The sequence below is a fragment of the Chryseolinea lacunae genome (assembly GCF_016735595.1).
GTDB lineage: Bacteria > Bacteroidota > Bacteroidia > Cytophagales > Cyclobacteriaceae > Chryseolinea > Chryseolinea lacunae.
This window is the reverse complement of the sequence record NZ_JAERRB010000003.1, coordinates 203,508-223,870: the sequence shown is the minus strand read 5'-3', so window position 1 is coordinate 223,870 and position 20,363 is coordinate 203,508. Positions and strand designations below refer to the sequence as shown.

At 51.5% G+C, this 20,363-nt stretch carries 17 protein-coding genes and 1 tRNA gene; 9 read left to right on the top strand and 9 right to left on the bottom strand.

Translation table 11 applies throughout. The features are described from left to right. The 3 genes from JI741_RS10070 to JI741_RS10060 form a co-directional block, all read right to left on the bottom strand. Positions 1 to 1,140, bottom strand: coding sequence for a glycoside hydrolase family 5 protein (locus tag JI741_RS10070; RefSeq protein ID WP_202008942.1), 1,140 nt, complete (start codon positions 1,138 to 1,140; stop codon positions 1 to 3). Between the two features lie 284 nt (positions 1,141 to 1,424). Next, on the bottom strand, positions 1,425 to 3,638 hold the full coding sequence (locus tag JI741_RS10065) for a bifunctional alpha,alpha-trehalose-phosphate synthase (UDP-forming)/trehalose-phosphatase (RefSeq protein ID WP_202008941.1): 2,214 nt from the start codon (positions 3,636 to 3,638) through the stop codon (positions 1,425 to 1,427). A 269-nt stretch (positions 3,639 to 3,907) separates the two neighbouring features. After that, positions 3,908 to 3,982, bottom strand: a tRNA-Val gene (locus JI741_RS10060). Between the two features lie 238 nt (positions 3,983 to 4,220). Here JI741_RS10060 and JI741_RS10055 point away from each other — a divergent pair. Continuing rightward, positions 4,221 to 6,707, top strand: a complete 2,487-nt coding sequence (locus JI741_RS10055; RefSeq protein ID WP_236675985.1) for an AsmA family protein — start codon at positions 4,221 to 4,223, stop codon at positions 6,705 to 6,707. Between the two features lie 3 nt (positions 6,708 to 6,710). On the opposite strand, the gene JI741_RS10050 is transcribed toward JI741_RS10055, so the two are convergent. Further along, entirely contained in the window at positions 6,711 to 7,373 is a 663-nt protein-coding gene (locus JI741_RS10050) for a DUF2461 domain-containing protein (protein WP_202008939.1), read from the bottom strand. A gap of 48 nt (positions 7,374 to 7,421) precedes the next feature. After that, positions 7,422 to 8,705 carry a UDP-N-acetylmuramoyl-tripeptide--D-alanyl-D-alanine ligase gene (locus tag JI741_RS10045; RefSeq protein ID WP_202008938.1) on the bottom strand — a complete coding sequence of 428 codons (1,284 nt, stop codon included), beginning with the start codon at positions 8,703 to 8,705 and terminating at the stop codon, positions 7,422 to 7,424. Between the two features lie 143 nt (positions 8,706 to 8,848). On the opposite strand from JI741_RS10045, the gene JI741_RS10040 reads away from it, so the two are divergent. From JI741_RS10040 to ftsY, 5 genes are all read left to right on the top strand, one after another. Then, complete coding sequence (locus tag JI741_RS10040; protein WP_202008937.1) at positions 8,849 to 11,068, top strand: FG-GAP-like repeat-containing protein; 2,220 nt, start codon at positions 8,849 to 8,851, stop codon at positions 11,066 to 11,068. Between the two features lie 319 nt (positions 11,069 to 11,387). Beyond that, positions 11,388 to 11,627, top strand: a complete 240-nt coding sequence (gene rpmB / locus JI741_RS10035) for a 50S ribosomal protein L28 (protein ID WP_202008936.1) — start codon at positions 11,388 to 11,390, stop codon at positions 11,625 to 11,627. 18 nt (positions 11,628 to 11,645) lie between these two features. After that, a complete protein-coding gene (rpmG, locus tag JI741_RS10030) occupies positions 11,646 to 11,828 on the top strand; it encodes a 50S ribosomal protein L33 (protein WP_073134561.1) in 183 nt (60 codons plus the stop codon). Between the two features lie 2 nt (positions 11,829 to 11,830). Further along, entirely contained in the window at positions 11,831 to 11,986 is a 156-nt protein-coding gene (locus JI741_RS10025) for a DUF4295 domain-containing protein (protein ID WP_202008935.1), read from the top strand. Between the two features lie 70 nt (positions 11,987 to 12,056). Continuing rightward, positions 12,057 to 13,022: a signal recognition particle-docking protein FtsY gene (gene ftsY / locus JI741_RS10020; protein ID WP_202008934.1), complete on the top strand. Its 966-nt coding sequence runs from the start codon at positions 12,057 to 12,059 to the stop codon at positions 13,020 to 13,022. Here ftsY and JI741_RS10015 read toward each other — a convergent pair. Further along, on the bottom strand, positions 12,996 to 13,688 hold the full coding sequence (locus JI741_RS10015; RefSeq protein ID WP_202008933.1) for a DUF6048 family protein: 693 nt from the start codon (positions 13,686 to 13,688) through the stop codon (positions 12,996 to 12,998). The genes ftsY and JI741_RS10015 overlap by 27 nt on opposite strands. Then, positions 13,672 to 14,544, bottom strand: a complete 873-nt coding sequence (locus JI741_RS10010; protein ID WP_202008932.1) for a DUF6452 family protein — start codon at positions 14,542 to 14,544, stop codon at positions 13,672 to 13,674. The genes JI741_RS10015 and JI741_RS10010 overlap by 17 nt, the downstream gene beginning before the upstream one ends. A gap of 103 nt (positions 14,545 to 14,647) precedes the next feature. Between JI741_RS10010 and rimO the strand changes: the two genes are divergently transcribed. The 3 genes from rimO to JI741_RS09995 all read left to right on the top strand — a co-directional run bounded on the left by rimO (position 14,648) and on the right by JI741_RS09995 (position 18,231). Then, on the top strand, positions 14,648 to 15,979 hold the full coding sequence (gene rimO / locus JI741_RS10005; protein ID WP_202008931.1) for a 30S ribosomal protein S12 methylthiotransferase RimO: 1,332 nt from the start codon (positions 14,648 to 14,650) through the stop codon (positions 15,977 to 15,979). A gap of 68 nt (positions 15,980 to 16,047) precedes the next feature. Then, positions 16,048 to 17,616, top strand: a complete 1,569-nt coding sequence (bshC, locus tag JI741_RS10000; protein WP_202008930.1) for a bacillithiol biosynthesis cysteine-adding enzyme BshC — start codon at positions 16,048 to 16,050, stop codon at positions 17,614 to 17,616. A gap of 39 nt (positions 17,617 to 17,655) precedes the next feature. Continuing rightward, entirely contained in the window at positions 17,656 to 18,231 is a 576-nt protein-coding gene (locus JI741_RS09995) for a 5-formyltetrahydrofolate cyclo-ligase (RefSeq protein ID WP_202008929.1), read from the top strand. Here the strand turns inward: JI741_RS09995 and JI741_RS09990 are convergent. Both JI741_RS09990 and JI741_RS09985 read right to left on the bottom strand, forming a co-directional pair. After that, positions 18,228 to 19,340 (bottom strand): agmatine deiminase family protein, encoded by a 1,113-nt coding sequence (locus JI741_RS09990; protein ID WP_202008928.1) that lies wholly within the window; start codon positions 19,338 to 19,340, stop codon positions 18,228 to 18,230. The two genes, JI741_RS09995 and JI741_RS09990, sit on opposite strands and share 4 nt — an antisense overlap. Before the next feature lie 98 nt (positions 19,341 to 19,438). Continuing rightward, the gene (locus JI741_RS09985) at positions 19,439 to 20,296 is read right to left on the bottom strand and encodes a carbon-nitrogen hydrolase (RefSeq protein WP_202009916.1); all 858 of its coding nucleotides are present in this window, start codon (positions 20,294 to 20,296) and stop codon (positions 19,439 to 19,441) included. Positions 20,297 to 20,363 lie beyond the last annotated feature (67 nt).

The following is a 20,363-nucleotide window of genomic DNA, read 5'->3' as shown; positions in this document are numbered from 1 at the left end:
TCAGGCGTGTTTGGTCAACAGCTTCAGCAGTTCGCGGTCGAGCTTGTGGCCATGCCAGTCTTCGTAGGCCACGTCGGTGCGCCGCGAGTCGAGCACGCCAAAGTCGCCTATAAATTCCCACAGGGCAAATCCGATTTTGTGCTGGTTCAAAATGTCGAGCACATCGCCAAACCAGGCGAGAAAAACTTTGTGAGGTGTTTTGTTCCAGCAGCCGCATTCGCCGCAGTGAACACCCACGCCCTTTTGCACGAGGTCGCCCCAGGGTTTGTAATATTCTTCGAGCATGGTGCGGCTCAGGTATTTGTCGCCCACCTGGCCCGGCCATTTGGGTTCGGGTGCGTGTTCGGGATCCTTCATGGCCCACGGTGCCTTATAGTGCGAAATGGCGCCGGGCATGTAGCCGCGACAGCTTTGCGAAATGTTGAGGTCTGCCAACTCGGGAATCACCTTGTTGCCCACCTCGTTGCCATCGGCAATCACAATGCGTTCGGGATTTTCTTTGTGAATGGCATCCAGCGCGCCCTTTGCCACCTTGCGATAGAGCTCGCCGGGAACGGCCGACGATTTTGAAAGCTGGTTGTTCATGTCTTCGCGCATGGCGGGTTCGTTCAGCAAATCGAAGCTGAGCTTGTCGTGCGAAATGCCTTTGTAACGCTTGGCCCAGAAATTCCAGTGGTGATAGAAGGCGTCCTGCGCGGCCTGATCTTTCCAGAGGTTGAAGGGTTCGTGAAAACCGGCGTTGATGCAGTAGCCCGGAGCGCGGTGAAGATTGAGGCTGATGTGAAGATTAAACTTGTGGGCCTTTTCCAAAAGGGCGTCAATCTGCTCCACGGCTTTCAGGTTAATCTTATAGGTGTCGTCGGGCTTGATGTCTTTGGTGCGATCGATGTCTAGATAGTAGGGATAGGCCACCGGCACGCGCACAAAGTTGAAGCCCCAGTCGTGCATCCATTCAAAATGTTCCTCTGTGGTGGCATCGCGTGTGGCGGCCGGGTTGGGCGAGAAGAAATCCAGCACGTTGAAACCCCGCCATTGGGGCAGCTTGTTTTTGGGCTGGGGCGTTGCCCACGCCTGCGTGCCGGCCAGACTCAGGGCAGTGGCCGTTAGCGCGGTGTTGGTGATGAAGTTTCTTCGGTTCATGATGTTATGGCGTTGAGAGTGACAGCTTAAACTTACGTCTGCGTTACCGAAGTGACGCACGATGTTCAGTTTTATAAAACCAATTTATCGCTTTGAAGCCGTTCGATGACGCAACCGCCATTGATTTCTGTTGACGGATAAAAATCGACCGGCTTCAGAAGGTGAAGGTAGGAATTCGTTTGCCGTGCTGTTCACCGCAGGCATAAAAAATTGCGGCCATCTTTCAACTAAAGATGAAACGATGGGTATTGTTAGCTGAAATAATTTTTACGTAGATATCAGATTCAATCCACCAGCTGATGCAAAAGCCCAAGCACTTCCTTTTGTGAGGGCACGGTGAATTGTGCCTGCGTGTGGCCTTGTCCTACTTTTATGGTAATGCCTTTGTCGGCCAAGGCCTTGAACATGTCTTCGTCGGTTTTGTCGTCGCCAATGGCGAGAATAAAATTGGAGGGATGTTCCAGGATAAGATTTCGCGCCGCCACACCTTTGTCAACACCGGCCATGCGCACTTCAATGACCTTATTGCCGTCGATGACCTGCAGCTGGGCGTTGCGCACCAGGTGATAGAGCGTGTCTACCAATTCGCGTGAGCGGATAAAACCAAGCTCCGGATCCACATTGCGATAGTGCCATGCCAGTGTGTGGTCTTTCTCTTCCACAAACGAGCCGAGGCTGCGGGCGGCAAAGAGTTCGAGGGTGGGGCGGATGAGTGGCTTCCACGACTGGTCAAGCGTAAGTTCGTTTTTCCAGGTGCCTTCGGGTTGGCGTATGGCGGCACCGTGTTCTGCCACAATGTTTATGGGAAGGTCGTGAAACCAGTTCTCCAACAAAGGATAGGCGCGGCCACTGATGATGGTGACCTGCGTGCGGTCGTCGGCCGAGAGCCGGGCAAGCAGGCGCAGCAGGCTTTTGTCGGGCACGGCTTCTTTGGGGTGACGCGCGAAGGGCACCAGCGTGCCGTCATAGTCCAGGAACAGGTGCCGGGTGTCGGCAGCCTTGAACGCTTCGGCAATGGAGGTGCGGGCGGCTTTGCCCACATACTTTGTTTGTTGAATTTCTTGTTGGTCTTTCACTTCCTCCAGTTGTTTCAGAAAGTCGTTCACCCAATGAATGACGGTGTATTCTTTGAGACGTTGTTGCAGAATGTTCATGTTCTGCATCACGGTTTCTTCGGGCTGTGTTAACGCGCTGAAAATGGATTGCGCCACTTCCGCTTTGTCGACCGGGTTCACCAGAATGGCTTCGCCCAGTTCGCTGGCCGCGCCGGCAAGCTCGCTGAGAATGAGCGTGCCGCGACCATCGATCTGACTGGCCACATATTCTTTCGCCACCAGGTTCATGCCATCGCGCAGGGGCGTGATCAATCCGATGTCGGCCGACTGATACAACGCCGACAGCTCGGCAAAAGAAAGGTGATTATACCGATAGATGATGGGCTGCCACGTGAGCGTTGAATATTTTCCGTTGACACGACCCACTTGCTCTTCGATGAGCTTGCGTCGCTGATTGTATTTGGAAATGATTTGCCGCGACGGCACCACCACCATGATGAACACCACCTTCTCGTGCCACTCGGGATGCTTTTCCAGAAACTGCTCAAAGCCCGACAGCCGGTGCGTCACACCTTTGGTGTAGTCGAGACGGTCGACGGAAAAAATGATTTTGCGCTCGCCAAAGTTTTTAACGATCACGTCTTTTTGCTGAAGCACCTCCGGTTTCCTGGCAGCCTCGTGGAATTTTTCATAGTCAATGCCCAGCGGGAAAAGCTCGGCCTTCACCACACGGTTGTCAACAAAGATAGAGCGATAGGTGTGGTCAAGACCTGCCACCATGCGCACGGTTTTGAGAAAGTGTTGCACATATTCCTGGGTGTGAAATCCCAACAGGTCCGCACCCAGCAATCCGTTGATGATTTTTTCTTTCCATGCGCGGTGCATGAGTCTGAAAATTTCAAAGTTTGGAAACGGAATGTGCAGGAAGAAACCAATGGTGGCATCGGGCAGGGCCTTGCGGATGAGGCCGGGCAGGAGCATAAGTTGATAGTCGTGAATCCACAACACGTCGCCGGGTTTGAGAAAAGCGAGGAGCTTGTCGGCAAAAAGTTGGTTCACGTCTTCGTAGCTCTTGAACGTTTCGTCGTCGAACTCCACAAACGAAGGAAAATAATGAAAGAGCGGCCACAGCGTGGCGTTGCAGAAGCCGTTGTAGTAGCGGTTATAAAGTTTGGTGTCGATGAAGATGGGCTCGACTTCAAATGCCTGTGCAGGTTGTTTCTGCCCTTTGTAGTTTTCCCAGCGCTTCTCCGGGAAATCGGCAGAACCGATCCACCATTTTTCGGTGAATGCGTTGTCTGAATTGTCTTTATCGAAATAGCTTTTGAGGGCGCTCACCAGCCCACCATCGCTTTCCTTGAGCGACACCTTTTTATTTTTTTCCTGCAGCTGAAACGGTAGCCGGTTAGACACCACCACAAGCCGCCGCGTTGTCTTCTCCATGAATGGGATGCATTTAAACGTTGCAATGAAAACCCTTGCAACAACCATCCCAAACCGATGGAGCTGTGATTTGGCGTTGCAAGGGCTGTTAAAGATGCGAGAGGTTTATGTGGGCGTGGAAATTTAGCCACAAATGCATTGAGCAATTATGAACAAACTGTATTGGATAGCCAGCGGTTTGTGAGATGTCGAGCGTGAATGCTACGTGCATTTTCAGGATGACTCAAAACGAAAAAGCCGCTCACGTTTCCGTAAGCGGCTTCTAGATGTGGGAGCTGAGGGGTTCGAACCCCCGACCCTCTGCTTGTAAGGCAGATGCTCTGAACCAGCTGAGCTAAGCTCCCTTAATTTTGTGTTCGCCCCATCGTTTTGGGACTGCAAATGTAGTAGAGATTTTTATTTGTGCAAAAAACTTTGCGAGATCTGTAAAAAAATTGCTGCCTTTTCGTGGTCCAGTGGCTCAGAACAGGGATTTTCCGCTCATTCAACAAATATCCGCCTCAAAAACACCGCCCATCGGCCTTTTTTGAACCCTTGGTTTGAAATTTGTCTCGTATTTTTGCCTAACCATTTTTTAAGCTTTTGAAAACCTTCCGGAAAATCCTTTTGTACCTGGCCTTGGCAGTGGGTGTTCTGGTGGTGTCGCTCACGGTATCCGTGTTTTTATTCAAGGATAAGATCATCAACCAGTTCATTCGCGAAGCCAACAAGCAGCTGAGCACCCCCGTGAAAGTTGGAAAAATCGACATTTCGGTGTGGCAGAACTTCCCCAGGCTTTCCATTGTGATGCACGACGTGTATGTGGAAGATAGCCAACCCGGCCAATACCCGCTCCTCACAGCCCGCGAAATCTCCTTCCAACTGAGCCTGGTCGACGTCTGGAACGAAAACTATGCGATAAAAGGCCTCCAGATTTCCGACAGCGAAACCAACCTGAAAATAGACGACAAGGGCGTCAATAACTACACGATCGCGAAGGGCGACGGAGGGGGAGCAACAAAGGGCAGCATCACCTTCGAGCTCAAAAACGTGAACCTCAAAAACACCCGCGTTCATTATACAGACAACCGGTCCGAACAGCGCCTTTCGTTTTTTAGCAAAGCCCTGGTGGCCTCCATCCACACGGCAAGCGACATCTATAACATCGACGCCGCCGGCGATTTGACGACCGAGAAAATCGAAGTGAACCGAACGTCATTTCTGGCAGGGAGAGTGTTTGATGTGGAGAGCCAGCTAACCTACGACGACGTTCAAAAAATACTTACCATCAAACCGTCGCTATTGAATCTTAGCAACGCGGGCTTCGATGTGAGTGGCACGTATTCCTGGAAAAAGAAGAACTACATCGACCTGGTGGTGAAGGGCAAGGACACCGACATCCAAACCTTGTTGTCGCTTGTGCCCGGCACGGCCTCGAAGAAACTGGAAAAATATAAAAGCTCGGGCGATGTTTATTTCAACGCGAAGCTGAAAGGCGAAATCGGCAACCGTCGCAGCCCGGGCATCTCCATTGACTTCGGTTTCAAAAACGCCACCGTGTTTCATCCCGACTACAAGTCGCGCATTGAAGACGCCAGCCTCGACGGTTCGTTTGCGTCGCCGGAAGTGCTGGACGTGAGCCGCGCTTCTCTGGTGTTGAAAAACATCAACGGCAAACTGAACGGCGAATCCTTTGCGGCGAATTTCATTTTGCACGACTTTGAAAATCCCGAAGTGATCAGCGACTTCAAAGGTCGCGTGGATGCGGCATCGGTGCTTAATTTTTATCCCATCGAAAACCTCACCGACGTGTCGGGGGCCTTGCTTGTGGATGTGTCGTTCAAAGGGCGGGTGGCGTTGTTGAAGAAGCGGGCAACGGCGCAACAGGTGTCTACACAGGGCACCATCGATCTTCAGAACATCGGCCTCACCTATGGCGAAGAGAAAATAAAACTGCGCAGCCTCATGGGCAACCTGCAGTTCAGCAACAACGACCTGGCGTTGAGCAACGTGTCGGGTTTCATGGGCAACAGCGATTTCACGTTCAACGGGTTCTTCAAAAACATCGTCACGTTCCTGCTGTTCGAAAATCAACCCATCGGCATCGAGACCGACCTCAAGTCTAATTTCCTGGACGTGGATCAGCTGTTTGCCATCGGCTTTGGGAAACCGCATGCGGGCAAAAATCAGCAATACGAGTTTGGCATTTCGCGAAACATCAACCTCAATTTCAATTGCGATGTGAAGGGCCTGCGCTACAAGCGTTTTCATGCCGAGAACATCAAAGGCGACCTGTTGGTGAAAAACGAAATGGCGGTGGCCCGCAAAATCACACTGCATGCCATGGGCGGCGACATGACGCTGGCCGGCATCGTAGACGCTCATAATCCCAAAGCCATCGACGTGGTGAGCAACGCCAAGTTTGAGGGCATTTATGTTGACAGCGTGTTCTACGTGTTTGAAAACTTTGACCAGGATTTTATTCAGGACAAACACCTGAAAGGCCGTACGTATGCCGACGTGAACCTGGAGATGACGCTGAATCAAAACCTGAAGCTCTTCAACGAAACGCTCATCAGCGACATCACGGCCACGATCAAGAACGGTGAGCTGAATAATTTCGAGCCCATGAAAAAGCTGAACCGTTTTCTGAACGACGAAGGCCTCAGCAAGCTGCGGTTCTCCGACATCAAAAACGACATTCACATCGAAAACAAAACCATCTACATTCCCCAGATGGAAGTGCGCACCAACGTGACGTCCATTAAGGTGAGCGGCACACACACGTTCGATCAACACATCGAGTATCACATCATCGCGCCCTTGCGCAACGACCGCAGCATCAACTCGGCCGAAGCCCGCGCCGCCCTCGAGGAAGACGGCTCAGGCCAGAGCAAACTCTTTCTGAAAATCACCGGCACCACCGACGACTACCGCATTGCCTACGACACCGAAGCCGTGCGCAAAAAGATCGCCACCGATCTGAAAAAGGAAGTACAGGAACTGAAGGACGCCTTCAAAAACAAAGGCACCAAAAAGAAGAAGGAAGTGGAGTTGGAAAAAGACGAATACTTCGACTGGGATAACTAGACGTTACGAAATAGCTTCTTTCAAATAGTCGTTCAACGGCTTGGCTGCGCGCATGGTGTCGACCAGCTTTTTCAAAAACTTTTTGTCGAGCACTTCGCTGTCGGTGAACTCGTGGGTCACGATAAAACTTTTCAGTTTCAGCCATTCAATGTGCGGGTGGTCTTTGGCGTAGCCTTTGGGCACGGTCTTGAGCGCGTCTTCATCCCAGAATTTTCCGAAGACCGATTTAAATTTTTTGTCGTTCACAATTTTGCCCAGCGTTTCGCCGGTGTAGTCAATCTCCTGGCGGATCTTGGCCAGGTTTTCGGGAATGGGTTGAAACAGACCCACGGCCACAAAGCTCTTGTTGCCGGGCTCCAGCTGAAAATAATATCCCGGTGTGCCCATGCCTTTGCCTGTTGACGACAGGGCCACACTCATGTTGGTTTTATAAGGCGTTTTGTCTTTGCTGAAGCGCACATCGCGATAGATGCGGAAGCTCAGTTTTTTTGGATCAAGTCCCTGCAGGGAAGCGTCGTAGGGAATTATGGCGTTGAGCAGTTCGGCCACAAACACGTCGAAGTCGGCTTTCAACTCGAGGTAGTGTGGCTTTTTCTTTTCGAACCACTCGCGGTTGTTGTTTTTGCGGATGTCTTTCAGAAATTTCAATGTTGCTTCAAACGCCATGACGACTTTTCTTTTTTATGGATGAATAATGATCAAACCGGTTTTGACTTACAGAAATTCCACTACGGTTTCCAGGCCCACGCCGCGCGACGCTTTCACGAGCACGGTGGCGTTGTTGAGGGGTCTGTTTTTCAGTTCGTCCATTAACAACGTTTTGTTTTCAAAAAGGATGGCCTCCGGGTATTCTTCTTTTGCCGATTTCATGAGCGCCCCGCAGAGGTAGACTTTGTCGAACTTGTTTTCTTTCAGCAAGCGTCCCACGAGCCTGTGTTCTTTTTCGGCTTCTTCTTCCAGCTCGAACATGTCGCCCAAAATGGCAACTTTTTTTTCGGCATTCATGGCCGCCAGGTTTTCGATGGCGGCTTGCATAGAGCTGGGGTTGGCGTTGTAGGCATCGAGAATCACCGTGTTGGTTTCTTTCTTGATCATCTGCGAGCGCATGTTGCCGGGCTGATAGTCGGCCACGGCCTGGTTGGCCTGGGCTTCGGGCACGCCAAAATGTTTTCCGATGCAAAGCGCCGCGGCGATGTTTTCAAAATTGTAGCCACCGATCAGATGCGTCAACACGGTGTCGCCGTTTTCCGCCTGAATTTTCACGAAGGGATCGGCATCAACAAGTTCGGCGTGATAGTAGTCGCCCGCTGCCGGATAGAACACCGGGCTTTTGAAACGCTTGGCCATGTTGGCGAGAATTTCATTTTTGGAATTGATAAACACCGTGCCGTTTGTGGTGATGAGGTGCTGATACAATTCGGACTTGGCGCGGATAATATTTTCGTATCCCCCAAACGTGCCGATGTGTGCACGGCCAATGTTGGTGATGAATCCGTGCGTAGGATTGGCTATGGAACAGAGCAACGCAATTTCACCCACATGATTGGCACCCATTTCAACAACCGCCAGTTGCACCGAGGCATCGATGGCCAACAGCGTGAGCGGCACACCGATGTGGTTGTTGAGGTTGCCGAGGGTGGCATAGGTCTTAAATTTTTTGCTGAGCACGGCGTTGAGCAATTCTTTGCTGGTGGTCTTGCCGTTGGACCCGGTGAGCCCGATCACGGGAATGGTCAGTTGGTCGCGGTGATGGCGCGCCAGTTTCTGCAGGGTTTCCAAAACATTCTCCACAACAATGCATCGCCCGTCAACGGCATAGGCCGCGTCGTCGAGCACCACGTGTGAGGCGCCCGCGTCGAGGGCTTGCTGCGCGAAGGTGTTGGCGTTGAAGCGGTCGCCTTTCAGCGCAAAAAAGATCGATCCCCGGGCAATCTTCCGGGTGTCGGTCGAGACCTGCCCCGATTCACGGTATAGTGTGTACAACTTTTCGATGGTCATGTGTGTCAAAGGTAAAATTCGTCGCGAAACTTAGTCTGCCGGTCATCCCAGGCGGGTAGGGATTGTGGGGCTGGAAAAGTATCTTGCGGGAAAGATAACAGGTGGCTCCGGGCTGCGTTAAGGATACAGAAAAATATTTTTTGATGACCAACCTACTCCGACTTCTCCTGTTGCTTCTTCCCGTTTCGCTACAGGCGCAATTCACCTACGAGATGGTGGCCGATGTGCCCGTGAAAAACAGCGACGGCACAGCCGTGAACATGCCCTGGGTGGGCGGATTGAACGCGGCGCAATACAACACGATGGACCTGGACCACGACGGCAAAGACGACCTTGTGTTGTTCGATCGTATGGCCGACCGCGTCATCACCTTTTTGAATCGCGACAACACCTACGTTGCCGCGCCGCAGTATGAATCGTTTTTTCCTGCCGAGATCACCAACTGGCTCCTGCTGCGCGACTTCAACTGCGACGGACAGAAAGATATTTTCACCGGCGACATTCTGGGCATCAAAGTTTTTACAAACACCACGGCATCGGGACAAACACCGTCGTGGAAACAATTTCTGTTTTATAGCGGCCCGGGCGGCACCAAAAGCCAGGTGTTGCTTTCAAAAGGATTTTCAGGACTCATCAACGTGCAGTTGCAATTCGACGACCTGCCCTCGCTGCTCGATGCCGATGGCGATGGCGATCTCGATTTGTTCGACGTTCGCTTTGTGGGCGACGGCACCGTGGAGTATCACAAAAATTTTAGCCAGGAGCGCTATGGCCGATGCGACTCGCTGGTGTTTGAAAGACAAACGCAGAAGTGGGGTGGTGTGACGGAGTGTTCGTGTGGCACATTCGCCTTCAACGGCGATCCATGTCCGCCCATCACTGGTGGCAGACCCGAGCACGCTGGAGGCAAAAGCCTGTTGGTGATGGATGTCAACGGTGATGCTACACTCGACATGCTGTTTTCGGAGGCCACCTGCAGCAACCTGTATCTGCTTTCCAACACGGGCACGCTCGATGCGCCCGTCATCACAACGTCGTCTACCTTTCCACAACTAAAGCCCATCAGCTTTCTTGTGTATCCGGCGGCGTTTTATGAAGACCTGGACTTCGACGGGCGGAAAGATATTGTGTCCATCCCCAACATCTTTGCAAAACTTTACCTGAACAGCGACCTCAGCCATTCGAACTGGTTTTATAAAAACACAGGCACATCGGCCGCACCGGTGTTCACCTTTTCGCAGGACAACTTTTTGCAGGACCGCATGGTCGACGTGGGCGATAATTCTGTTCCCGCATTTTTCGACTATGATGCCGACGGCGACTACGATTTGTTTGTGAGTCAGAACACATCGGATCCGGGCAGTGTGTTTGCCACGGTGAAGCTATATAAAAACACAGGCACCGCCAGCCAACCCGAATTCACGTTGGCCAACGACGACATGTTTGGCTTTTCGGCGCTGTCGATCTATAACCTCAAGATTCAATTTGCCGACTTCGACGCCGACAAAAAAACCGATCTGGTGTTCACCGCCACAACGCTTCAGGGCAGCACAGCTTTATATTATGTGTCGAACAAGACAGGGCTGGGTGTTGATTTTGGAGGGCAACCGGTTCAGAACACAGGCTTTACCATTTTTCAATCGGAGAACATCACCGTGGTGGATGTGAACCAGGATGGTTTTGGCGACTTGCTGGTGGGAAAGAGCAACGGCTCGCTGGAGTATTGGAAAAACAACGGACAGGTGAACAGCTTCACAATGGTGACCAACGCGTTTCTGGGACTCAGCTCCACAGTGCTGCGGCAAAACCTGTCGACCTCGGTGGCCGATCTGGATGCCGACGGAAAATCGGACCTGCTCATCGGCGACCAGGATGGACACATTGGCATCATCAGCGATTTCCGTACGGTCTATCAAACGAAATTGGCCGTGAACATCATCAGGGACATCACCTACAACGCCCTGTTGGCCGACGCTGATAAATATGAGAACCGGAATTTTGGAGGCCGCATCTGGACGGCACCAGTTAATCTATATAACACCACCAAGCCAAGCGTGGTGATTGGCAATGCGCTGGGAGGGCTATTCCTGTTGCGTCACGACGGCGGCGAGTCGTTGCCGGAGAATCCCGTCATCAGCGTCTATCCCAATCCAACGCTGCGCAATTCGGCCATCACCGTCAAGGCCGACCGCAGTGTGGAGATGCAGATTTTTTCGAGCCTGGGTCACCGCGTCACCGATCGCATCCGGGTGCCGGGTGGCGAAGAGTTCACCTATCGGCTGGGTAGCATGGCGTCGGGGGTTTACATTATCCGCTTCACCGAGAACAACAAATCATTTGTGAGCCGTCTGGTGGTTTATTAGGCCGATCGCTCACCTTTGCACCTGAAGTCGGCGGAGGCCCTGGGCTTCGATCCGAAGCACTGCGTGGTGTTCAAGATTCGCTGGCGGGCGTGGCCGCGGGCTGCAAAGGGGTGGGTGTCACCACCGCGCACGCCCCCTGAAGAGCTAAAAGACACCGATTTGACGGTCGGTAATTTCGTGGATTTGGAGCCGGAATGGCTCATTTTCAGGCTTTTTTAAAGGAATTGCTGATTATTTGCAGCGAGCTTTGGAATATTAAGACGGTTTTATCGATATTTGCAGTCCCTTTTTAGGAGGGGTATAATTAAACAAAGCGGATATGGCACGAGTTTGTCAAATAACTGGAAAAAGACCTCAGGTTGGTAATAACGTTTCGCACGCGAACAATAAGACCAAGAGAAGATTCTTACCGAACCTTCAAAAGAAACGCTTCTACATTCCTGAAGAGGATAAGTGGGTAACACTGAAAGTGTCTACCAAAGCGATCAAGACCATTTCAAAATATGGTATCACAGCAGTACTTAAGGAAGCAAAAGCTAATGGCAACCTCGTGTTGTAATTAAAAACATAAAGAATCATGGCAAAGAAAGGTAACAGGATCCAGGTGATTTTAGAGTGCACAGAGCACAGAGCTACGGGCATGCCGGGCATGAGCCGCCATATCACCACCAAGAACCGTAAGAATACCACGGAGCGTTTGGAGTTGCGCAAATACAACCCCGTGCTGAAAAAATATACAGTTCACAAAGAAATTAAATAACCATGGCAAAGAAAGTAGTTGCATCCCTCAAGAAAACGGACGGCAAAAGCTATGCTAAAGTGATCCGTGCAGTGAAGTCTGAAAAGACTGGCGCTTACACCTTCAAAGAAGAAATCGTAGCCGCTGACTTGGTGAAAGAAATTCTGGCCAAGAAGTAGTTCGATTCTGTAAGAAATCAAGAAGTCCCCTCGCGGGACTTTTTTTGTTTAAAACAATCCCTCCTCCGCTATGGCATTATTCGGCAACCTGTTCTCTTCCGATAAAAAAGAATCGCTCAATAAAGGCCTCGAGAAATCAAAAGAAAGCTTCTTTGGCAAGTTGGGCAAGGCCCTTGTGGGCAAAGCTACTGTAGACGACGAAGTGCTCGACAACCTGGAAGAGATTCTCGTCTCTTCCGATGTGGGCGTCACCACCACACTAAAAATCATTGAGCGCATCCAGGCCCGCGTGGCCCGCGACAAATATCTGGGCACCTCCGAGCTCGATCGCATCCTGAAAGAAGAAATCGCTTCGCTGCTATCAGAAAATAACGCAGACGATGTGGCGGATTTCGATACGCCTGCCGACAAGAAACCCTATGTGATTATGGTGGTGGGCGTGAATGGTGTGGGCAAGACCACCACCATTGGCAAGCTCTCGGCCCAGTTCAAGAAGAAAGGCAAACGCGTGGTGCTTGGCGCCGCCGATACGTTCCGCGCTGCCGCGGTTGATCAATTAAAATTGTGGGGCGAGCGTGTAGGCGTGCCCGTGGTGTCGAGAGGCATGAACACCGATCCTTCGGCCGTGGCCTTTGACGCCGTGAAAGAAGGCGTCGATCAAAATGCAGATATCATCATTGTGGATACTGCCGGAAGACTTCACACGAAAGTGAACCTCATGGCCGAGCTCACCAAAATTAAACGTGTGATGCAGAAAGTGATTCCCGATGCACCCCACGAAGTGTTGCTGGTGCTTGATGGAAGCACAGGTCAGAACGCCATGATCCAGGCAAAAGAATTTACAAAAGCCACCGAAGTGACGGCCCTCGCCATCACCAAACTCGATGGCACCGCCAAGGGTGGGGTTGTGATTGGCATCTCAGACGAATTTAAAATTCCCGTGAAATACATTGGCGTCGGCGAAAAAGTCGACGACCTCCAGCCGTTTAACAAAACCGAATTTGTCGACTCACTTTTCCGCCGGAACAGCGGGTGATTTGCGCACGGGAATGCGCACAAAGATCTGGTAGTTGAAACCCCAGTAAGACGTTTTATCCGTGCGCCCATAGCCGGGCACATCGTGTGGCAACATCACGGGTGTGCTGCTGGTGCCCAGGCCAAACTTGAAGCGGGCCGTGTAGCCCATCCAGATCATCTTCCACATTTTCACGCGAAGGCCGGTGGTGAGTTCGAGCCAGTGGGCACGAATGTTATTGTTTTCGTATGACCCGCTCAGGTTTCCCCATTGCTGATCGTGTCGGATCACCGACATGTTTTCTGAGAACGTGGCGTTGCCATAGCGCAAGCCGAGGAAGAACATGTTTTTGTCGGGATCTTTCTTCAGAAAATTCACATCGGCACCCACACGAAAATAGCGTCCGGTGTTTGAATAGTTTGCCGAATCGGCCGCATACTTACGTCCCCACGAGCCAACGTCGACGGCAAAATAGTAACGATTAAAATCCACGTCGGCGTTCATCTCCCAGCCATTGAAAGTCTTGTCGTATGAAGTCTTGGCCAGCGCAATCACGTCGGTGCCGATGCGCACGCCGGTGGGCACAAAGCTGGGCTTCACGGTCACGGTGTCCTTCTCCGCTTTTTTTTGACCGAATGCGGGAAGGGCCAGGGCCACCAGGAGCGCTATGTTATAGATTGACTTCAAGGTTGAGTATGGCTGGATCGTTGGTGACGGTTTTCAGAATTTTTGTTTTAACAATGGTAGAATCCCAATCTACTGTTTTTCCCACTTTCAGTCCGGCAAACACGGTGTATCGTCCACAGGATTGGATGAGCGATGTTTTCAGTTCGCGACGATAGATCATGACCAGGTTTTTCTTCACCGATCCGAAATCAAATTCATAACGTGCCGTGTCGTGGTCGGCACTTAGCGGAAGAAAAACTTCTTTCAGCGTGTCGTTGGGAAGGTATACAGATTGAGGGACCAAACCGTTGGGACCACGGAAGAAAGCCGTTACTGCCTTGATGGGCGCCAGGCTGTCGCGCGTTGTGGTGGTGGTGCCGATTTGGGTGAGCAATTTCTTAAAGTTCACGCCAATATGATCGGGCTTGGCGCAGCGGAAAATTTCGATGTTCACGTCTACGGGCTGCACGGGCTTGGCGTTGAAAACGTGGGTGGAATCGAAAGTGGTTTCAAGCACGGTGAGGTCGGTGAACACATAGCGCTGACCACATTCTTGCGACACAAATTGGATCTGCGCCTTATAGCCTAAATGAAGCCTGTCGACTTTACCGTTTTTCCAGGTGAACGTGTAGGAAAGTTCCTGGCGGGCGGGGCTAAGGGGAAGCGCGATGGCATTGGTGACGGGCACCGTATCGGCCGCGTATACGATGCCGGTTCCATCAATCACGATGCTGGCCAGGGTGTCGCTGCTGGAGCCATAGCCGATAACCCTGAATTTTATGCCGTATTCGCTATTGTCTAACCGAAAGCAATCGGGCTGATCCAGGCAAGAAAAGGCTGCTAACGCTAAAAAAATGAACCAGGCGACTTTATTCATGGTTATGGATCCGGCTGTAAAGATAAGTTAACGCCCCAAAGCCCAAATTCCGTGCCCGTTAATTTTTAGTATTTTTGCAGTCCAAATAGAGAAGCGTACGACATTGAAAACGAAGGGAAACAAGAATACCAAAGTAAACATCGTCACCCTGGGTTGCTCCAAAAACCTGGTTGACTCCGAAGTCTTATTAACCCAGCTGCGGGGCAACGGCATCGACGCCGTGCACGAATCGAAAGACGACGATGCCAGCGTGGTGGTCATCAACACCTGCGGCTTCATCGACAACGCCAAGCAGGAGTCTATCGACACCATTTTGCGCTATGTCGATGCCAAGGAAGAGGGCATTGTCGACAAAGTATACGTGACGGGCTGCCTGTCGCAGCGCTACAAAGACGACCTCGAAAAAGAAATTCCCGAAGTGGATGCCTGGTTTGGCACACGCGACCTGTCGCGCATGCTCAAGGTGTTTAAAGCAAACTATAAGCAGGAGCTGGTGGGCGAGCGCATATTGACCAACCCAAGTCATTATGCATACCTCAAAATCAGCGAAGGCTGCGACCGACCCTGTTCGTTCTGTGCCATCCCCATCATGCGCGGTGGCCACATATCGCGCCCCATGGAAGAGCTGGTGCTGGAAGCAAAAAATCTTGCCAAAAACGGCACAAAAGAATTGCTGCTCATCGCACAAGACTCGACCTACTATGGCCTTGATCTCTACAAGAAAAGAAACCTCGCCGACCTGCTGCGCAATCTTTCCGATGTTGAAGGCATCGAATGGATACGCCTTCACTACGCCTTCCCTACGGGCTTTCCCATGGATGCGCTGGATGTGATGGCCGAACGCAGCAACATCTGCAAATACATCGACATACCCCTGCAACACGCGTCCAGCCGAATGCTGCAAGTGATGCGCCGTGGCACCACCCGCGATAAGACAGAAGCGTTGTTGAACACGCTACGCGAAAAAGTGCCGGGCATTGCCATACGCACCACCATGATTGCAGGCCACCCCACCGAAAGCGAGAAAGATTTTGAAGAGATGATGGACTTCGTGGAGAAGTCGCGCTTCGATCGCCTTGGGGTGTTCTCCTACTCGCACGAAGAAAACACTCACGCCTACAGTTTGCCCGACGATGTGCCGGCTGAAGTGAAACAGCAACGTCTTGAAGCGGTGATGGAATTGCAGGAAGGCATTTCGCTCGACCTGAACACACAGAAGATCGGCAAGACGTTTAAGGTGTTGGTCGACCGCAAGGAAGGTGGAAATTTTGTGGGACGCACAGAGTTCGATTCGCCCGAAGTTGACAACGAGGTGATCATTGAGAGCCCGGGCGATTACCTGCGATTAGGAGATTTTGTGAACGTGAAAGTGACTTCGGCCACAGAGTTTGATTTGACCGGCGATGCGCTTCCACCAACGCCTGTAAAATCCTAAACCTAATCCATAAATTGCCGTTATTCGGATTATGGTTTTTAAGAGTCCCACCAACTTTTGCCCACACCATGCAGCTTGATAAGGTTTCCTTGGCTGAAACGCGCGCGTTCAGCAACTTCTTCCTCGACTACCTGCATCAAAAAGATACCCTCAAGCCGTTCTATAATCGCTTCCCGCAGCTGGATCAGTTTCAGGCGCAGATCGAAGAAAAAAAATCTTCGTTTCCGTCGCCGCATCGCGAGGTGTTGGTGAATGCGCTGCGCATACAATACGGAAAGCTTGCCGTGTCGCCTGAGGTGGATGCGAACATCGAGCGGCTGAAAAACGCAAACACATTCTCCGTCACCACCGGCCATCAGCTCAACATCTTCACCGGCCCGTTGTATTTCATCTTCAAGATTGTGACGGTCATCAACACGTGCCGGCAATTGAAGGCGCGTTATCCGGACTACGATTTTGTACCGGTATATTGGATGGCGTCGGAAGATCATGACTATGAAGAGATAAAATACTTCAAGCTCTACGGAAAAAAAATTGTTTGGGAAACCGAGCAGAGCGGAGCGGTGGGCCGCTTCAACACAAAAGGGTTGGAGGCTATTGCCAACGAAATTTCGGGTGAGACAAAAGTTTTCAGAGAAGCATACTCAAAAAACAAAACACTCAGCGCCGCAGTGCGTCACTATGTGAACGCGTTGTTTGCAAACGAAGGCCTGGTGGTGATTGATGGCGACGACCGGTCGTTGAAATCACTTTTCAAAAATGTGATTCGCGAAGACGTGCTGCAACATGCACCCAAAAAACTGGTAGACGTCACCAACGCAGCCATTGAAGCGCTTGGCTATAAGACACAGATCTTTTGTCGCGACATAAATTTCTTCTACCTGGCCGACGGCATTCGCAGTCGCATCGAAAAGCAGGGCGATCGTTTTGTGGTGGTAGACAGCACGCTGTCTTTTTCACAGACGGAAATTGAAAAGATGATCGATGAAGAACCTGAGAAGTTTAGCCCCAACGTTATTCTTCGTCCGTTGTATCAGGAAATGATTTTGCCCAACGTGTCGTATGTGGGCGGACCGGCCGAGGTCATCTATTGGCTTCAGTTGAAAGCGGTGTTCGATCATTTTAAAACACCATTCCCCATGGTCATGCCCCGCAATTTCGGGATGGTGATGGATCACGAAACGGCGCGCAAGTTTTCGAAGACATCGCTACAGCTGAAAGATCTCTTCGAAGAAAAGAACTACATCTTCAATCATTGGGTGCTGTCGAACTCCGAACGCAACCTTACGGTAGGGCAGGAGCGCACGGCAGTGAATGAGTTGTTCGCTGCCCTGAAGGCACGAGCCGAATCGATAGACAAAACACTGGAGCCTTTTGTGGCCGCCGAAGGAAAGCGAGCCCTCAATAGCCTCGAGAAAATTGAACGAAAGCTGTTGCGCGCCGAGAAACGCCAGCACAGCGACAAGCTGAGGCAGATCGAAGCGGTGAAAGACGCGCTCTTTCCCAATGGCAGCTTGCAGGAGCGCACCGACAATTTTTTAAACTTCCATCAGCGCGACCCGCAGTTCATTTCGCACCTGCTCAAAACATTCGACCCGCTCGACTATCGTTTCAACATTCTTTCCTATACCGACTAAACATTGGGTTGACATCGGCCGGCCTGCTATCTTTGAAACATGACCAAAGACGCGCTCCGGAAACTGTATCTCCAAAAACGCCAGGCCCTCACGGAGGCCGACTATGCACAGCTGAACTTTCAGCTCTACCAAAACTTTTTCTTCAACGTCGACCTGTCGTTCATCAACGTGCTGCACACCTTTTTGCCGCTGCAGAAAAACAAGGAGCCCGACACCTGGATCATTGTGGATCGCATTCGTCGTGAGTTTCCGCATGTGAGGCTGGTGGTTCCCCGCATAGAAGCTTCATCCGGAACCTTAGAGAATATTTTCTTTGAAGGGCTTCATCAGATCGAGAAAAACAAATGGGATATCCCCGAACCAAAACAGGGTGTTCCTGCAGCGTCTGAGAAAATAGACATGGTGCTGGTGCCGTTGCTGGCGTGCGACGAGCGTGGTCAACGCGTGGGATACGGAAAGGGATTCTACGACAAATTTCTGGCTACGTGCCGGCCCGATTGCAAGACCGTTGGCATTTCATTTTTCGAACCCGTAGAGCGCATCGACGACGTGAACGCGCTCGACGTGCCGCTACAACATTGCTTAACCCCCACGGCGTTTCACACGTTCGCCTAAACGGCAGGCTCCTGCTGGCTGAGGCAGTGGAATGACCCCAGTCCCCAAATAATATCAAGCGAATCCAAGCCAATCACTTTGCGATCGGGGAAACATTGCTCGATGATGCGCAGCGCCTTGTCGTCGTTGGCATCGCGGAAAGTGGGCACCACCACGTAGGCATTGCTGATGTAGAAGTTGGCATACGAAGCGGGCAGGCGCATGTCTTCATAAATGATGGGCGAAGGCATGGGCAGCTCCACAATGTTGAGAGGTTTGCCGTTTTCGAGGCGCAGTGTTTTTAGTGTTTTCAGATTTTCGTGCAGCGGCTCGTAGTTATCGTCTTGCTTGTTCGACTCCACTACGGTCACCACCGTATCCGCATTCACAAAGCGCGTGATGTCGTCGATGTGCCCGTCGGTGTCGTCGCCCACAATGCCGTCGCCGAGCCAGAGAATGTTTTCAACACCGTAGAACTGATAGAGAAACTCTTCAATATCTTTTTGTGTGAACGATGGGTTTCGGTTGGGATTGAGCAAACACGATGTGGTGGTGAGCACCGTGCCCTTGCCGTTGAAATCTACCGAGCCGCCTTCCATGACAATGCCGGGATAGACGAGTGGTAAGTTTAACAGTTGCGCGATGCATGTGGGAATCTGGTCGTCCAGATCGTAGGGAGGATATTTGTCGCCCCAGGCATTGTATCCCCAGTCGACAATTATTTTCTTTTGTTCTGCTTTAGGGTTGATGAGAAATGCAGGGCCGTGGTCGCGGCACCACGCATCGTTGGTGGGGTGCAAATGAAATTTGATGTTTGCCAGGTTGCCACCGGCAGCTTCAACAAAGCGCAATGCCTTCGCCTTCATGGCCTCGTCTACCACGTTGATGTTCACGATTTCGCCTTCGGCCACACGACTGATGAATTGCGCATAGAGGGGATAGATCGTTTCAATTTTTCCGGGCCACGACGCTTCCTTGTGCGGCCAGCTCAACCAGGTGGAGGTGTGCGGTGCAAACTCTGCGGGAAAATGATAGCCGAGTTGCTTAGGCGTTTGTGTAGTGGAAAACCCAACCGTTTTGAATTCAGAAAGTTTTGAAGTTCGGAAGTCAGGAAGGTGAATGCTCGACATGAGGTGATGGCTTTATCTGAATATCAAATTTTTGGAAAGGCTGAAGGCAAAGACAGCGCGGTGAGTCTGTCTGCACCTGCGCTGTCTTTTGATTGAATTTATTTTTCGTCGTCGATATACCGCTTGGTGATGGGGCTATACGAATCTATTCTGCGGTCGCGCAGGAATGGCCAGTGTGTTCTGTAGCGATCGGTCTTGGCGAGATCGAGCGTGAGCACCTTCACTTCTTCCTTGTCGGCCGAAGCCTGATACAACACACTTCCAAACGGGTTGGCATAGAACGAACCGCCCCAGAATTTCATGGCACCATCTTGTTCGAGGCCCACGCGGTTCACACTCACCACGTGCACACCGTTGGCCACGGCATGGCTGCGTTGAATGGTTTGCCAGGCGTTGTATTGTTCCACATTGGTTTCCTCATCTTGCGATGTGGCCCAACCGATGGCGGTGGGGTAGAACAAAATTTCGGCGCCCATCAGCGACGTGATGCGGGCAGCTTCCGGATACCACTGGTCCCAGCAGATGAGCACGCCAAACGTGGCGAACTTTGTCTTGAATACTTTATAGCCCAGGTCGCCGGGTGTGAAATAAAATTTTTCATAATAGGCCGGGTCGTCGGGGATGTGCATCTTCCGGTACTTGCCCAGGTAGGCGCCATCGGCGTCGAGCACGGCGGTGGTGTTGTGGTAGAGACCTTCGGCGCGTTTCTCGAACAGCGACGCGATGATGACCACGCCAAGTTCTTTGGCCACGGCGCTGAGTGCGTCGGTTGACGGGCCCGGAATGGACTCTGCCAATTTGAAATTGTTATAATCTTCAACATCGCAGAAGTATAGCGAAGTGAAAAGCTCCTGGAGGCAAACAATCTGTGCTCCTTTGGCGGCGGCGTCGCGAATGCCGGCGATTGCTTTCGATAAGTTTTCTTGGGGTGCTGCGGTGCACGACATCTGCACCATTCCCACGTTCACGGTTTTTCCTGCCACGGCGTTAATTTTTTTATGGTCGCAAAATTAGAAAGTAATT

Coding starts and splice junctions, on each gene's coding strand:
- JI741_RS10070 (WP_202008942.1), bottom strand. CDS start 1,140: ATGAACCGAAGAAACTTCATCACCAACACCGCGCTAACGGCCACTGCC.
- rpmB (WP_202008936.1), top strand. CDS start 11,388: ATGGCACGAGTTTGTCAAATAACTGGAAAAAGACCTCAGGTTGGTAAT.
- JI741_RS09990 (WP_202008928.1), bottom strand. CDS start 19,340: ATGTCGAGCATTCACCTTCCTGACTTCCGAACTTCAAAACTTTCTGAA.
- ftsY (WP_202008934.1), top strand. CDS start 12,057: ATGGCATTATTCGGCAACCTGTTCTCTTCCGATAAAAAAGAATCGCTC.
- JI741_RS10045 (WP_202008938.1), bottom strand. CDS start 8,705: ATGACCATCGAAAAGTTGTACACACTATACCGTGAATCGGGGCAGGTC.
- JI741_RS10010 (WP_202008932.1), bottom strand. CDS start 14,544: ATGAATAAAGTCGCCTGGTTCATTTTTTTAGCGTTAGCAGCCTTTTCT.
- bshC (WP_202008930.1), top strand. CDS start 16,048: ATGCAGCTTGATAAGGTTTCCTTGGCTGAAACGCGCGCGTTCAGCAAC.
- JI741_RS09985 (WP_202009916.1), bottom strand. CDS start 20,296: ATGGTGCAGATGTCGTGCACCGCAGCACCCCAAGAAAACTTATCGAAA.
- rpmG (WP_073134561.1), top strand. CDS start 11,646: ATGGCAAAGAAAGGTAACAGGATCCAGGTGATTTTAGAGTGCACAGAG.
- JI741_RS10025 (WP_202008935.1), top strand. CDS start 11,831: ATGGCAAAGAAAGTAGTTGCATCCCTCAAGAAAACGGACGGCAAAAGC.
- JI741_RS10040 (WP_202008937.1), top strand. CDS start 8,849: ATGACCAACCTACTCCGACTTCTCCTGTTGCTTCTTCCCGTTTCGCTA.
- JI741_RS10065 (WP_202008941.1), bottom strand. CDS start 3,638: ATGGAGAAGACAACGCGGCGGCTTGTGGTGGTGTCTAACCGGCTACCG.
- JI741_RS09995 (WP_202008929.1), top strand. CDS start 17,656: ATGACCAAAGACGCGCTCCGGAAACTGTATCTCCAAAAACGCCAGGCC.
- JI741_RS10050 (WP_202008939.1), bottom strand. CDS start 7,373: ATGGCGTTTGAAGCAACATTGAAATTTCTGAAAGACATCCGCAAAAAC.